The organism is Paenibacillus odorifer, from assembly GCF_000758725.1.
GTDB lineage: Bacteria > Bacillota > Bacilli > Paenibacillales > Paenibacillaceae > Paenibacillus_AQ > Paenibacillus_AQ odorifer.
Genome location: NZ_CP009428.1, coordinates 3955579 through 3970099, shown reverse-complemented (window position 1 = coordinate 3970099; position 14521 = coordinate 3955579). Strand labels below are relative to the sequence as shown.

The window sequence follows — 14521 nt, the reverse complement described above, 5'->3', positions numbered from 1 at the left end:
GGCACTCCGCATGGAACGCAAAATGAACTCGGAAATGTTCGTTCTTCGTAGTGTAGCCTGCTTAAGTATAGCCCTGCTGCATGCTCTTTATCGGGTTTATGACGATGGAAATACACCTTGGGTAGAATCGGTGGGTTTACTGCTAACGTTTGGCACACCTGTATTCGTATTTATCTCCCAATTCGTGTTGTCATTTGCCTATCCCAATGAAATTCCAGCGAGATTTTGGGAGAAAAGAATCAAGTATATTTTATTGCCTTACTTTTTTTTCGGGACCTTGTATGCAGGACTAAAAGGATTGGAGATGTCGGGTAGTGACGGCATTCCTTTGCTGCAGGCTTTTTGGTATTACCTCTGGCGTCATTTGCTGATTGGAGATTTCCATGGCTATTTTATACTGATTATCTTTCAGTTTTATGCTTTATTCCTCTGGTTTCAGACGTATGCGAAGCGGCTTAACCCCCGCACTATTCTAATCGTATCGTTCCTTATTAACGTTATCTATTTGGGTTTCTTCAACTTTACTACGCCCGCAGATACGGCTGCCGCCCATTATTTCTGGGATAAAATGTACTGGATTTTCGCACCAGGTTGGATTTTTTACTTTACAGTAGCCTATTACTTGGGACGAAATGAGCTGTGGTTCCGGGAAAAATTAAAAAAGTTCCGCATAGCGGTATACACGCTCCCGGTTCTGACAGGTGCGCTTGTGCTGTTCGTGAATAGTCAAGGCTGGATAACGGCGCATAGCTCCAAAAGAATTGATATGCTTCTATTCGCCTTAAGCATGATTTTGCTGCTCTTCTCCGTGGCATCGAAAATGAAGAAAGTGCCACGTGTACTGGAATGGAGCAGCAGATACTCTTTTGGCATATACTTGCTTCATCCTTTGCTATTGGCTATATTCGTCAAGCTTCCAGCTTCATTTGGGTTGCAAAACCTTGGACTATTTAGTGTTCTGCTGCAATTTGTCGGTTGTGTGGTAGGCTCGGCACTTATAATGAATTTAGCGAATCGAATTCCTGGCGGAGCGTATGTATTCGGTCGGATCGGCGTAGGGATAAACCCAAGCAAACCACCGAAATCGCTGGATAAGCCGATAACTCCGAGTATTGGGAATGCAAACTAGCTTGGATTTGACCGGCCGCTAATCGTCTGTGTTTAGGTGATTAGTGGTCTTTTTTTTGTTTTTGCATTTATTGCGATTACTTCGCTAATTACATTGCTAATTACATTGCTAATTACATTGCTATTACATCGCGATTACATCGCACTAGCAGCATCCTCTCAATTCTCATTAAAAAAGCAAAATAGTTGTAAAAAGTACAATTAAGCTCTTATGCTCGCAGCTTTGGGGCAGTTTAATTGCATATTTTACAACTATTATTCTAGAATCCCGCCATATTGAGGCAAATGCTCGTATTTAAGTGTACAGAGTGCAACTAAATCCACAAAGGCTACCTTCAAAGCGTATATAGTTGCACAAAATACAATTAAACAAACTTCGTCGTAACCTCGCATTAGCTACACTGTGCGTTTGCGGTAGAGGCAATTAAACTAACTTCGTCGTTACCTAACATTAGCTACACTCTTGCACATTGGCGGCAAAGTCCCAGTATAATTGTTGTATTGTAGTCAGTTCACACGAGGTTTTGTTTGTTCGGACCGTATTGCAGCTATTTTCACTTTTTAGTTGATTTTACGATAGTTTCGGACTGTATTGCGCTTATTTCCATAAAAACACACATTATGGAAGCTACTTTACACGAATAGCTGCATCTAAGTCCGATAATTTAGCAAAATGAATGAAATTATTAAAATAACGGCTCCTCAGTCCGATCTATAGTGAGGGGGATCTAATTAGATGAACTTCGATTATAGTCGAAGGGAACTAAATTAGTTAGAATAATTAGGTAGTCCCTTTATGGTTTTTTACATCCAGAGAATAATGCATCGTGCAGAATATTAGGAGGAAATGAATAGTGGAACTTGGAGTAAGCACATTTGTCGAGACCACACCTGATGTCCAAACGGGTGAGACAATAAGTCATGCAGAACGACTACGTGAAGTAGTGGAGGAAATTGTACTTGCCGAAGAGGTGGGATTAGATGTATACGGAGTAGGTGAGCATCATCGGCATGATTATGCGGCATCTTCACCTGCGGTTGTACTGGCTGCAGCTGCTTCGTTGACTACTAAGATCCGGTTGAGCAGTGCTGTAATGATCCTGTCTTCAGCCGATCCGGTGCGTGTGTTTCAGGACTTTGCAACGCTGGACGGAATTTCGAACGGACGTGCGGAGATTATGATCGGCCGGGGTTCGTTTACAGAGTCTTTTCCTCTATTCGGATATGATCTGAAGGATTATGAAGAACTGTTTAATGAGAAGCTGGAATTGTTATTAGCCATCCAAAAGTCAGAAAAAGTGACCTGGAAAGGCAAACACCGAGCAGCTATAGAAAATTTGGGGATTTATCCGCGTCCGGTTCAAGATCCTTTACCGATTTGGATCGGGAGTGCAGGAAGTCCAGAGTCTGCGATCCGCACAGGATCACTAGGTTTGCCTTTTGTTTTAGCGATTATAGGGAATGTTCTACCGCTGGATTATGCGTCACATGTACAGCTTTACAAAAAAGCAGCAGCTGAAGCCGGGCATGATATTTCAAAATTTCCAATCGCTTCGCATTCACACGGGTTTATAGCGGAGACTAATCAGTTAGCGCTGGAGAAATTTTTCCCTTCAACGCATGCCCGGACCAATGTGCGGGCGAAGGAAAAAGGAACACCTCCGTACCATCGTGCAGATTATGATGCAGCGTGCAGCTTAGATGGCGCCCTTTACGTAGGTGATCCAGAAACTGTTGCTAATAAAATCATTCATCTGCGCAAGCATGTGGGAATTACGCGATTCTTTTTACATGTGCCGCACGGCACGATGCCGCATGAGGATGTTATGCAGGCGATTAGACTGCTGGGCACCGAAGTGGCCCCACGTGTTCGGGAAGAAGTAGCGCGCTGGGAAGCAAGTAATCGGTAATTTAGTAAGCTGCGTCCTTAGGACGTGGCTTTTTTTGTAAGGTATACTGAAGAAATGAATAACGTTTTATACAGGAGGGGCAATGGATAAAATTCATTATTTATCTCAATTCAATTTGCTTCAATCGTTAGGACTGGAAGATCTAATTGAAATGGAAGAATTAACGCGAATAACAGTAGTCCCCAAAAATACATATATCCAAACACCGTCAACCTTTTCTGAAGGACTGTTTTTTGTGAAAAAAGGGAAGGTTCGTTTATACCAATTAAATGCAAACGGTAAGCAATTTACATCGGATATCCTTAATGAAGGCAATGTTTTTGGTGAAATGGGTGTGATTTCTTTTGGAACGAAGGAACATTATATTGAAACGATTGAGGAAAGCCATATCTGCACAATTGATCCTGGAAGGTTTGAAGAATTCATCTCTCACCGGCCTAGGTTTATGATGTCATTATTGCAAGTATTGAGCGACCGCATAAAAAGTATGAGTCAGTTAACTCAAAATCTAGCCATTGGAAATCTGCATGATAAAATATTGTGTGTTCTTTTAAAGCTGGCGGATCAGCATGGGGTTGAGCATAAGGATAATTGTTACAAAATTAATGTTCCTCTATCGCATCAAGAAATCGCTAATTTAATTGGAGCCAGCAGAGAAGCTGTAACAGTGGCATTACAAGAATTGGTGAAAGCGGAAGTTATTCGGACAGGGTTCAGAACTATCTATATCCAGCGAGACAAGATTTTGGAAAGAAATATAACATAGCTATCGAGTTGTAAACGAGATTACAGCTTCATTTTTAGAAACAACGGTATCCTAGCTATGACATGAAGGTGATTTAAGCTTTCAAATCATAGTGAAGGGACGATTTCCATGGAACGCAGGAAGGGCGCTCGGAAGGTTACTGAAATTCCCGTTGAGATTGTAGAACTGCTGAATAAAGGATATTTACAGAGCGTGAATTTAACGGAATGGCTTGCTGTGGATCATCTTATATTGCTGGAAAATGTACTGAATGAGCTAGGTTTTGAACAGGAAGCTAAACCAATTTTACAAAGGCTGAATGCGTTATCGGAAAAGAAAATCATGAAGCTCATCCCGGTGATTTCACGTGAGTGGCAGCTTCTATTTGACTGTAAATCAGAGCTGGAACGTTCCCGACTATTTGCTGTGTTAGCTCATCATAACTCCGATAGTGTTCGCTGCTGGGCTGCTTATATCGTGGGGCAGAATCATCAATGGAGTCTAGTTCAAAAACTAACAGCAATCCGTCCTTTTGCAGCGGATGGTCATTTTGGGGTGCGTGAGATTTCTTGGATGGCTTTGAGGGAATCAGTCATTGCCGAGCTGGAAGCGTCCATTGAATCGTTAAAGGCTTGGGTTCATGACCAGGACGCGAATATTAGGAGATTTGCGGTCGAATTGACGCGCCCACATGGGGTATGGGCAAAGCATATTACAGCGCTCAAAGAAAATCCAGCGATTGCCCTACCGCTATTAGAACCGCTTAACTCTGATCCGGCAAAATACGTTCAGGATTCTGTAAGCAATTGGTTAAATGATGCTAGCAAAATCAATCCGGCATGGGTACAGCAAATTTGTGATGAATGGTTGAACCTATCAGGTACCAAGGAAACAAAGCGGATTGTAACCCGGGCTACAAGAAGTATTACTGATCAAAAATAAAATTAGTGCATCACTTTAGACTGGATAATCAAACGTCAAACACTATGGGCTAATAAGTGTTGGCGTTTTTTTATTATGGAGTTAACTTGGATAATTCAAGAGAAAGACTACTTCCTATTTATTATTTAAACCAAACTTCGTGAAAATATTTATATTGTTAATCCTCAGGTCATCTGTTATACTCAGAAACACCGAATGTTACAAAAACTAACACTAATTAAAGGAATGGAGGATTTTCGTATGAAAAAACAAATAATTCGTAATGTAGGCGTCACGTTATCCATGTTTTTAGTGGTGAATTCGTTATCCAGTGTCATGTATGCTAACACAACGAATGATGCGTATAAGCCAAAAACCCATGTTCTGAAGGCGAATTCGGAGACTGTTCGATGGGGGAATATTGGTAAGGGAGATCCAGCTCTGACTGTACATTCGGGAGACATCGTAACGGTTGAGGCTATTACACATCACTCTGGTGATGATTACGAGCGGATGATTAAAGGAGATGCGGGAGTGGAGGATATTTTCCACTGGATTGAAGGGGAGAAGAACGAAGCGCTCCGCGGGCCAGGCGTACATATTATGACGGGTCCCATCGCAGTAGAAGGTGCTGAACCAGGGGATGTGCTGGAAGTGAAGATTCTGGACATGAAGCTGAGACCTAATGGAAATGAACAATACGCTGGAAAAACATATGGCGTGAATGCCGCGGCGAACTGGGGTTATCTATACGGAGATATGGTGGAGGAGCCGAAAAAGCGTGAGGTAGTAACCATCTATGAGATGGATACGGAGGGTGGAACAGATTATGCAACAGCTGTATATAACTACAAATGGTCTGTGCAAACCGATCCGGATGGTCAAGTGCACCCGACAATTGACTACCCGGGTGTTATCGTTGACCATAAAACGATTGATAAGAATTTCGGTGTGCTAAAAGGTGTGAAAATTCCGGTGCGTCTCCACTTTGGTACAATGGGTGTGGCGCCGAAAGAAGCGGATGTTGTTGACTCCGTTCCACCTTCTTACAACGGCGGTAACGTAGATGATTGGCGGATTACCGAAGGTGCAACGATGTATTATCCTGTATCCGTAGCTGGTGCACTACTGTCGATCGGTGACCCGCATGCCGGTCAAGGCGATTCGGAGATTAACGGTACTGCGATTGAGACATCGGTCACTGGGGATATACAAGTTATTCTTCATAAAAAAACATCGCTTAACAACAAGCTGAAAGGTTTAAACTTCCCATTACTTGAAAATGAGAACGAGTGGGTCGTGCATGGATTCAGCTACGCTAATTATTTGGAGGAGCTGGGGGCTAGTGCTCAGACGGATATCTTTAAAAACTCATCCATCGACAAAGCAATGAAGGATGCCGCTCATAAAACAAAAGATTTTTTAATGGCTGGAATGGAATTGAGCGAAGATGAAGCATACTCTCTGATGTCGGTGTCAGCTGATTTTGGAATTACACAAGTGGTGGATGGAAACTGGGGCGTTCACGCCTTAATTGATAAAGGTCAATTCGGCGATTCCGAGCGCAAGCCCGTGGTTTTACGGAGCAGCTTTGAGAACTTTGGAGCAAAGGTTGGCTGGCAGCCAGCCACTAAGACAGTTACGCTGAGCTACAATGGCAATGTACTGGAGATGAAGGTTGGAGCGACAACGGGAATTTACAACGGAGAGACAGTGAAGCTTGTAGCCCCATTAAGTGTTGTGAATGAGAAGGTTGTGGTCAGCGAATATTTCGTGAACTTTTATAAAGCTAAGCTGGCTAAGACAGAGTAGGACGAAATAGCAATTATTTGATAATTCTAATAAAAATCCAGATGAGAAAAGAACCGTCTTTATAGGCGGTTCTTTTTCTTATATATTTAAGCCGTCTTGATTTTTGTGGCGTTTCAATAAAATTTGGTTTTCTACACGTACCAGTCCATCCAGACAATAGATTGATTCATGCATAAACCGTTCCATCTCTTCAAGATTCTCAACTAAGATGTGAATATGCAGAATACAAGGTCCTGTCATTTCGTATAATACAGCTACACGTTCGTTTTCTTTTAATACGTCGACGATATGATTCAAATGAGCAGGTTCTACTTCAAGTTCCAGGTAGGCGGAGATTTTCTTTCCTAACTTTTCGGCACTGATGACAATCGAGAACTGTTCAATAATCCCTTGATTGACTAGCCGATCAATACGGTCTTTCACCGCGACACTTGATAAACTGACTTCTTTAGCTAGATCAGTATAGGAAATTCTGCTGTTTTGGGCCAGCCGCATCAAAATATGGTTATCGATAGGATCTAGCATGCGGATTCGTTCACCTCTTTTTTCGTAATTGTATCAGAAAAAAAGTGGAAATGCCTAGTAGCGCTTTACAGTAGAAGTGTGTGACGGCATTCTCTGCTGAAGATAGTTGACATAAAAGAATTATTTCACTATACTGGCTGTAATCTTATATACGATATACGTTGAAGGAGCCCAGTAGTAACTTAGTCCCTGTTCCAGAAAGCCGGGGGTTGATGAAACCCGGTACACACTAAGCTTGCGAATTACACTTTGGAGTATCTCGGGTAACACCGAGCGGAATGGCGAACGATATCTCGTCAAGAGTGGTATCAATGGTATGCTTGAGCATAAGCGTTTCATGGGTGCAATCTGGGTGGTAACACGGTTATTCAATCGTCCCTATGTCTACAATAGACAAGGGGACGATTTTTTTGTTTTTAAATATAAGGATTTATAGGGTTCACTTCATCAATGATCCTTATATTTCTCGCTGAAACGGTACCGTCCTAATCAGGAGGGCAAAGCCGTTTCCGCTTGGCGGACTGATGTTTCATTATAGGATAACTACTAATTTTGAGGGGTGTAAGGCAATGAATATTATCGACGAACTAGAATGGCGCGATGCCATCAATCAACAAACAGATGCCGAAGGGCTTAGAGAACTGACCAATCAAAAATCGGTATCCCTGTACTGCGGTGTAGATCCAACTGGTGACAGTATGCATATTGGCCACTTGATTCCGTTCATGGTGCTCAAAAGATTCCAGCTGGCAGGACATCGTCCGGTTATTCTAATTGGTGGGGCTACGGGAACGATCGGTGATCCAAGTGGACGTCAATCCGAGCGCTCTTTGCAAACGCTGGAGCAAGTCCAAGCCAACGTTGATGCACTTACAGCACAAATGAAAAAATTGTTCGTGACTGATGGCGACAATCAAATCCGCATGGTGAACAACTACGATTGGACGCATAAAATCAATGTTATCGAATTTTTGCGTGACTATGGTAAAAACTTCAGTATCAATTCGATGCTTGCCAAGGATGTTGTAGCGAGCAGATTGGACAGCGGAATTTCCTTTACGGAATTCTCCTACCAAATCCTGCAATCCCTGGACTACCTGCACCTGTTCCAGCATGAAGATGTGCAGCTGCAAATCGGTGGTTCTGACCAATGGGGGAACATCACAAGTGGCTTAGATCTGATTCGTAAAAAAGAAGGTTCTGAAGCGGTGGCATTCGGACTTACCATCCCGCTTATGCTGAAAGCCGATGGTACAAAATTCGGTAAAACAGCTGGTGGAGCCATTTGGTTGGATCCGAACAAAACGACAGCTTTTGAATTCTACCAGTTCTGGGCAAATACAGATGACCGTGATGTTGTGAAATACCTGAAGTACTTTACATTCCTCTCTAAAGAGCAAATTGATGCACTAGCAGAAAAGGTGCAAACCGAACCGCATAAACGTGAAGCGCAAATAACACTGGCTGAAGAAATGACCAGATTCGTGCATGGTGAGGAATTGCTGGAGCAGGCTAAACGCATTACTGCCGCTCTGTTCAGTGGAGATATTAAATCTCTGACCGCTGACGAGATCGAGCAAGGCTTCAAGGAAATGCCGACCTACGAAACGACATTGGAGTCCAAAAATATCGTGGAGTGGCTGGTAGATCTAGGAATTGAGCCATCCAAACGTCAAGCGCGTGAAGACATCACCAAAGGCGCAATTTCCATGAACGGTGAAAAAGTTAGCGATGTAGCATTTGAAGTTACAGCCAGCGAAGCCATCGGCGGACGTTTTATCATTATCCGTAAGGGTAAGAAAAACTACAGCCTGGTGAAATTGTCCTAATAATAAGAAGCCTTCCTTATGAATAAGGAAGGTTTTTTGTTGTATTTTAAGTATAGAGGCAGACTATTTGCATATTAAGTGAAATTTGAAAGGTGAAATCGTCAAAATTATGGTAAGCTTAGGATTCGTGTGATTTATGGATTAACATGATATTCTACAACTATAACAGAAAATTAGGAGTGGTAATTTGAGAAGACAAAAACCAATGACCATGGAAGAATTGATGAATGAGTTACAAGGACAGAAAACGTATCAAGAAGATCCCAATCACATCTCTTTCGAGAAATTGTTTAATGAAGCGTTTATGAGTAAGTATTCCAATTACAAAAGTTTCGATGAGTTTGTAACCAAAGGGAACTTTCAAGTAAAGACAGAAGAAGATGTTGCTGACATACCTGATGAACTCTTTGATCGTCATGTTGTTAGGGAGACGAAGTTTGCGGATTGGAAATCCATGTTGGAAACAGCAAATAGAGAATACGTCCGTAATTAATAAGACTTAGTCTCTAACTACCGTTAGTTAGACTCATCCACAAAGAAACTGCACACCCTTATTGCTTTGTTCCAACGGACAATGGGGAGTGCAGCTTTTTTATGCCCAGTTATTCGACCAGCTATGATGTTTTACTCATCGTTGACTTGCAGATCTATGATTTAATTGAACAAATAGGAATTAGGTTCTACAAAGATAGTATTACATAGGAGGGGCAGAATCGTATGACTGCATGTATACAAACCTCTAAGCAGGAGACCCTTCATGTCATGTGGAAAACCGTCTCAGAGGATTGTAATCTAGCCTGTGATTATTGCTATTACAGTACAGCCGGGGGACATCCTCAGCAACCGATCCGGGTGATGGATACGGAGCTTCTGGAGCGGTTTATCGCTCAGTACATGAAAAGATCATCAGGGATAGCGACTTTCTCTTGGCAGGGTGGGGAGCCATTATTGGCCGGACTTTCGTATTTTGAACAAGTGATTTCATTTCAAGCTAAGTACGCTCCGCCTCATACGATGATCAGTAATGCACTGCAGACCAATGGAACGCTTATCCATGAGAAATGGGCGAAATTTTTTAAACGGTATAACTTTTTGGTTGGGATTAGTCTGGATGGCCCAGAGCCTATTCATGATGCTCATCGTGTAACGGGTTCGGGGAAAGGCAGTTATAGTCTAGTTATGCGTGGGATTCGTCATTTACAGAATGAGGGTGTGGAGTATAGTATTCTGACGGTGATTCATGAAGATAACGTGACGAAACCAGAGGAGTTGATGGCATTTTATCTAGAACATACCTTTCCGAATATTCAGTTTATCCCCTGCATGGATTTTGTTTCTCAGAAAAGTGATGTAGCGGGACGTTTCCGAATTACACCTGAACAATACGGAGTCTTTTTATGCCGTACATTTGACCTTTGGTACAACGGTGGGTATCCAGAGCTTCCTATTCGTATTTTTGAGAATATGCTTCTTGTATTCATGCATCGTGAGGCAGAGTTATGCGTTCACAACTCATGTTGCCCGAAGATGATGGTGCTTGAAACGAACGGGGATGCCTACCCTTGCGATTTCTTTATTGATGAAGAGCATAGGTTAGGAAATATCGGCCAAACTGACCTGAAAGCGCTGCTAACCAGCCCAGTATATGATGATTTTTTGTTAATGAAGCCCAATATGAATGAATCATGCTATAAGTGTGAGTACCTTAGCTTTTGCAATGGGGGATGTCCGCGCAACCGGAATTGGCTTGATGTTAATGATCGGACTGAGGTTGATTATTTCTGCCATAGTTACAAAATGTTCTACTCACACGCCTATGAACGCATGTTATTACTGGCGAACCGACTTAGATCGGAGCGGATGCTGGAGTACAGGAAAAGTGCAAAACCACTTCCAGGTCGAAATGATCCATGTCTCTGCGGAAGCGGGAAGAAATTCAAAAATTGCTGTCAGGCATTATAGCTTTGACTAGATAAGGTTGTCCCAACAGTCATGCAAAGGATTGGGAACAACCTTTTTGTTATGCTATAGAACCATATGATTTCTCGCCATTATTGCCGCACCAGTCACCACAGCTTCTTCTTTTAATATACCTAGGGAGAAGTGAGGTTGGTATTCAGGATAACGGTAAGTGTTTCTCTGTGCCACCTCCACCGCTGTTTGGAAAAACAACTCGTGAGAGTGAATGAGCGCACCGCCTAGAATGATGGTCTCTGGATGAAACAGGTTGATAACGTTAGCGAGCCCGATCCCGAAATGGCTGGCAGCTTGGGTAAATAATTCACGCGCATGTGGATTACCGTCTCTAAAGGCTTGTACCAATACATCATAAGTCAGCTTCTCAGGCGCCACTTTATATCTTTGGAGGATCAGATCGTTGTCCATTTTCGCCTCCGAGCGTGCACTTTGTTCTATGGCCTGCACAGATACAAATGCTTCCAGAGCCCCGTAGTTCCCGTCATGATTTAATCGGGGTCCATCTGTCTGGATGATCATTTGACCAATGGCATCTTCCATATCCATTGTGCCATGAACAATACTTCCATGCGACATCATCGCATAGCGGAGTCCTGCTCCAGCATGTACATAAAGCATATGCTGAATGTTTGCGTGACGGATAGACCATCGTTCCCCAAGCAATGCGGAATTGGCACCGTTGTCCAACCAAGCTTTGAACCCCGTCCGTTCCTCCACCAATTTGCAAATCGGAAGATTGTTCCAGCCCGAAGAAGGGAAGTGCAGCGGCTTTAGGATCAAGCCATGTTCCCGATCAAGTGGCCCCACAGCCCCTATTCCTATCCCGATGATTTGACTGTCCACTAACTGATGGTCCCGAAGGAAAGCGCGTATTTGATTACTGATATGATCTATAAATCTTTCAGGTGTGAATGCCTGATCCATTCGCCAGTGAACAATTGATTTTGGGTTCATTTGCATATCAAATAAACCAAGAGAAGAATACACCCTGGAAATCTCTAAACCGATTATATAACCGTAGAAAGGATTGATCTGGTATAAAATAGGTCTTCTGCCTCCGCTAGATTCTCCAAATCCGCTTTCTATCAGCAAGCTTTCTTCGGTCATCTCATCCAATATCCGCGTCATTGTGCTTTTGGTAAGTGAAAATGTCTGTAGAAGATCCAACTTGGAAACAGTGCCTTGTTCGGCGATTCGGTCGTATAGAAGTTTTTTTGGTGATGGAATTTGTGTCGAGCGCTTTTCCACGATATACCTCCAAGCTATATATAGGATGAACTTGTAAGATCGTTTTTTATATAGTTTGTATTTATTAACATGAATATAGTATAACTCATAAACCCTTGGTTGTATTTTACCGTTCAAAAAACTTAATTCCATTTTGGGAAAAAGTGATATAATGAAATTACGACAGATTATAAAAGGGTGGATTCCATGAGAACAACTATGAAAACAAATATGATACCGAATACAGACCTGAGGATAAGTCTACTGTTTCAGTTGTTTTGGGTATTTGTTCGAATTGGTCCAGTAACCTTCGGGGGAGGTTATGCGATGATCCCTATGATCGAACGGGAAATTTCCGCTAAACGAAAATGGCTGGGTGAAGAAGAGATGGATGAAATTCTATCTTTAGCTGGTGCTGCACCTGGGGGTGTAGGTGTAAATGCAGCGGCATTCATTGGTTATCGTCTTGCTGGTGTGAAGGGGGCGATTGCTGCAATCGCAGGGATAACGATTCCAACCTTTATCATTGTTTGTTTGCTTAGCGCCGTATACTCCCAACTGGCCGACCAACCAAAAGTCATTGCCGCTATGAAAGGGATTAATGGTGCAGTTATTGCTTTGATCCTAGTAGCTGCATATCGAATGGCCAAGAACGCTATAATTGACAAGACTACCGCAGTTACGGCGTTAGTTATACCGGTTGTTTTACTGGTTTTCGGAATTAATCCCATTTACGTGATTGCAGTTGGTTTATGTATTGGGTTTGTATATCTGCAAATTAAACAGCTCTTAGGGCTCCAAGTTCGAACGGAGAAGGAGTCCTTGAAAGCTTCTGATGAAGAATCGAATTATCCGGAGTATTACATTTAGGGGGAAGCGATGTGATTTGGAATTTATTTTTCACTTTTATAAAAATAGGTCTTCTGTCTTTTGGAGGAGGGTACGCCATCATTCCGATGATTCAGCATGAAGCCATGGCTGGGGGTTGGTTATCCGAAGGGGAATTTCAAGAGGTAGTTTCCATCGCAGGGATGTCACCTGGTCCTGTTGCGACGAACAGTGCAACCTTAATCGGATATCGTATAGCCGGAATGGAAGGAGCGATTGTGTCAACATTAGGCATGGTTCTGCCCTCATTTTTAATCATCATTGTTATTTCTGTCTTCTTTTATCGGGTGAGGGATAGTCAATGGATTAAAACGTTATTTTATGGTTTGCGGCCAGTGATTACAGGCTTGATTGCCTATGCTGCGATTCGTTTTGGCTTAAATAGCGTGGAACATGCTTTTATTACTTGGCAGACCCTTGGCATGTTGATCATTGTATTCGCTGCACTTTATGGTTTAATGAAATATAAGCTGCATCCGCTCACCATTATCGTTGCTTCTGGCATTCTTGGGGTAGCTTTTTTTTAGACAGAGCCGGGACGATTCCAGATTGGAGGTAAATCATGTCAGAGAATATACGGGCATGTTGTTCAGCTAGTCGAAATCAAGTCGCGAAACAAGAATCTATTGATGTTTGTAAGGAGAACACAACGGTTCAAGGAGTAACAGGGGAAAAAGATTTCTCGGACATGATCCTTATCCCTGGAGGCACTTTTCTTATGGGGACGGATGATAAGGAAGGGTTCCCCGCAGATGGAGAAGGGCCGACTAGGAAGGTTACCTTATCTTCCTTTTTGATGGATGTAACGGCGGTTACGAACAAGCAGTTTGCTGCTTTTATCAAGGAAACAAACTATGTTACAGATGCGGAACGTTTTGGATGGTCTTACGTGTTTCATTCTTTTGTTTCCATGGAGACAGGGAAAAAGGTGACCCAAGTAGCCACTCAAACCCCCTGGTGGTGGGTGGTGGAGGGAGCGGATTGGTGTCATCCTGAAGGTCCGGATTCCCATGTAGATGAACGACTTGATCATCCGGCTATTCACCTATCATGGCATGATGCGGATGCATATTGTCGCTGGGCTGGTAAACGTCTGCCTACGGAAGCGGAGTGGGAGTATGCCGCACGAGGAGGACTGGTTCAGAAACGGTATCCTTGGGGGGATGAATTAAAACCAGGCGGAGAGCATCGCTGTAATATATGGCAGGGAAAGTTTCCCGATAAAAATCATGCCAGCGATGGTTTTGCAGGTACCGCACCTGTAAGTTCCTATCTGCCTAACGGCTATGGTCTTTATAATATGTCAGGAAACGTGTGGGAATGGTGCGCGGATTGGTTTACTAAGGACTATCATTTATCTTCCGAATCCGTGAATCCGAAAGGTCCAGTAAGTGGTGTCGCAAGATCGATGCGCGGAGGATCATATTTGTGCCATAAATCTTACTGCAACCGTTATCGGGTGGCGGCTAGAAGCAAAAATACTCCAGACAGCTCTGCCGGAAATATTGGCTTTCGATGTACGGCTGATTATACAAGTTAAAGCACTTTTACGACTACTA

Annotated in this window: 13 protein-coding genes and 1 other annotated feature; of the genes, 11 read left to right on the top strand and 2 right to left on the bottom strand. The window is 42.8% G+C overall.

Annotated elements, in window-relative coordinates; all coding sequences use genetic code 11:
* Positions 1 to 10: 10 nt before the first annotated feature.
* From PODO_RS17215 to PODO_RS17195, 5 genes are all read left to right on the top strand, one after another.
* Positions 11 to 1129 carry an acyltransferase family protein gene (locus tag PODO_RS17215; protein ID WP_052097105.1) on the top strand — a complete coding sequence of 373 codons (1119 nt, stop codon included), beginning with the start codon at positions 11 to 13 and terminating at the stop codon, positions 1127 to 1129.
* Between the two features lie 853 nt (positions 1130 to 1982).
* A complete protein-coding gene (locus PODO_RS17210; RefSeq protein ID WP_038571758.1) occupies positions 1983 to 3038 on the top strand; it encodes an LLM class flavin-dependent oxidoreductase in 1056 nt (351 codons plus the stop codon).
* Between the two features lie 82 nt (positions 3039 to 3120).
* The gene (locus PODO_RS17205) at positions 3121 to 3804 is read left to right on the top strand and encodes a Crp/Fnr family transcriptional regulator (RefSeq protein WP_038571755.1); all 684 of its coding nucleotides are present in this window, start codon (positions 3121 to 3123) and stop codon (positions 3802 to 3804) included.
* A 108-nt stretch (positions 3805 to 3912) separates the two neighbouring features.
* Complete coding sequence (locus tag PODO_RS17200) at positions 3913 to 4725, top strand: DNA alkylation repair protein (RefSeq protein WP_038571752.1); 813 nt, start codon at positions 3913 to 3915, stop codon at positions 4723 to 4725.
* Positions 4726 to 4965: 240 nt separating this feature from the next.
* Positions 4966 to 6516, top strand: a complete 1551-nt coding sequence (locus PODO_RS17195) for an acetamidase/formamidase family protein (protein ID WP_051491568.1) — start codon at positions 4966 to 4968, stop codon at positions 6514 to 6516.
* Between the two features lie 78 nt (positions 6517 to 6594).
* On the opposite strand, the gene PODO_RS17190 is transcribed toward PODO_RS17195, so the two are convergent.
* Positions 6595 to 7041 (bottom strand): Lrp/AsnC family transcriptional regulator, encoded by a 447-nt coding sequence (locus tag PODO_RS17190; RefSeq protein WP_038571749.1) that lies wholly within the window; start codon positions 7039 to 7041, stop codon positions 6595 to 6597.
* Between the two features lie 152 nt (positions 7042 to 7193).
* Positions 7194 to 7424, top strand: a binding site (T-box leader).
* A 186-nt stretch (positions 7425 to 7610) separates the two neighbouring features.
* Here PODO_RS17190 and tyrS point away from each other — a divergent pair.
* The 3 genes from tyrS (at position 7611) to PODO_RS17175 (ending at position 10832) form a co-directional block, all read left to right on the top strand.
* Positions 7611 to 8870, top strand: coding sequence for a tyrosine--tRNA ligase (gene tyrS / locus PODO_RS17185; RefSeq protein ID WP_036688216.1), 1260 nt, complete (start codon positions 7611 to 7613; stop codon positions 8868 to 8870).
* Positions 8871 to 9075: 205 nt separating this feature from the next.
* Positions 9076 to 9363 (top strand): hypothetical protein, encoded by a 288-nt coding sequence (locus PODO_RS17180; RefSeq protein ID WP_036688213.1) that lies wholly within the window; start codon positions 9076 to 9078, stop codon positions 9361 to 9363.
* 224 nt (positions 9364 to 9587) lie between these two features.
* The gene (locus PODO_RS17175; protein ID WP_038571746.1) at positions 9588 to 10832 is read left to right on the top strand and encodes an anaerobic sulfatase maturase; all 1245 of its coding nucleotides are present in this window, start codon (positions 9588 to 9590) and stop codon (positions 10830 to 10832) included.
* Positions 10833 to 10895: 63 nt separating this feature from the next.
* Here the strand turns inward: PODO_RS17175 and PODO_RS17170 are convergent, their stop codons facing one another.
* Positions 10896 to 12095 (bottom strand): ROK family protein, encoded by a 1200-nt coding sequence (locus PODO_RS17170; RefSeq protein ID WP_036688209.1) that lies wholly within the window; start codon positions 12093 to 12095, stop codon positions 10896 to 10898.
* A gap of 198 nt (positions 12096 to 12293) precedes the next feature.
* On the opposite strand from PODO_RS17170, the gene PODO_RS17165 reads away from it, so the two are divergent.
* The 3 genes from PODO_RS17165 to PODO_RS17155 are packed head-to-tail and all read left to right on the top strand — an operon-like array spanning position 12294 to position 14502.
* The gene (locus PODO_RS17165; RefSeq protein WP_038571743.1) at positions 12294 to 12944 is read left to right on the top strand and encodes a chromate transporter; all 651 of its coding nucleotides are present in this window, start codon (positions 12294 to 12296) and stop codon (positions 12942 to 12944) included.
* An 11-nt stretch (positions 12945 to 12955) separates the two neighbouring features.
* Entirely contained in the window at positions 12956 to 13489 is a 534-nt protein-coding gene (locus PODO_RS17160) for a chromate transporter (RefSeq protein ID WP_036688207.1), read from the top strand.
* A 35-nt stretch (positions 13490 to 13524) separates the two neighbouring features.
* A complete protein-coding gene (locus tag PODO_RS17155; RefSeq protein ID WP_038571739.1) occupies positions 13525 to 14502 on the top strand; it encodes a formylglycine-generating enzyme family protein in 978 nt (325 codons plus the stop codon).
* Positions 14503 to 14521 lie beyond the last annotated feature (19 nt).

Excerpts from the sequence above, each read along its gene's own strand:
- PODO_RS17215 (WP_052097105.1), top strand. The coding sequence starts at position 11 with ATGGAACGCAAAATGAACTCGGAAATGTTCGTTCTTCGTAGTGTAGCC.
- PODO_RS17205 (WP_038571755.1), top strand. The coding sequence starts at position 3,121 with ATGGATAAAATTCATTATTTATCTCAATTCAATTTGCTTCAATCGTTA.
- PODO_RS17200 (WP_038571752.1), top strand. The coding sequence starts at position 3,913 with ATGGAACGCAGGAAGGGCGCTCGGAAGGTTACTGAAATTCCCGTTGAG.
- PODO_RS17195 (WP_051491568.1), top strand. The coding sequence starts at position 4,966 with ATGAAAAAACAAATAATTCGTAATGTAGGCGTCACGTTATCCATGTTT.
- PODO_RS17190 (WP_038571749.1), bottom strand. The coding sequence starts at position 7,041 with ATGCTAGATCCTATCGATAACCATATTTTGATGCGGCTGGCCCAAAAC.
- tyrS (WP_036688216.1), top strand. The coding sequence starts at position 7,611 with ATGAATATTATCGACGAACTAGAATGGCGCGATGCCATCAATCAACAA.
- PODO_RS17180 (WP_036688213.1), top strand. The coding sequence starts at position 9,076 with ATGACCATGGAAGAATTGATGAATGAGTTACAAGGACAGAAAACGTAT.
- PODO_RS17175 (WP_038571746.1), top strand. The coding sequence starts at position 9,588 with ATGACTGCATGTATACAAACCTCTAAGCAGGAGACCCTTCATGTCATG.
- PODO_RS17165 (WP_038571743.1), top strand. The coding sequence starts at position 12,294 with ATGAAAACAAATATGATACCGAATACAGACCTGAGGATAAGTCTACTG.
- PODO_RS17155 (WP_038571739.1), top strand. The coding sequence starts at position 13,525 with ATGTCAGAGAATATACGGGCATGTTGTTCAGCTAGTCGAAATCAAGTC.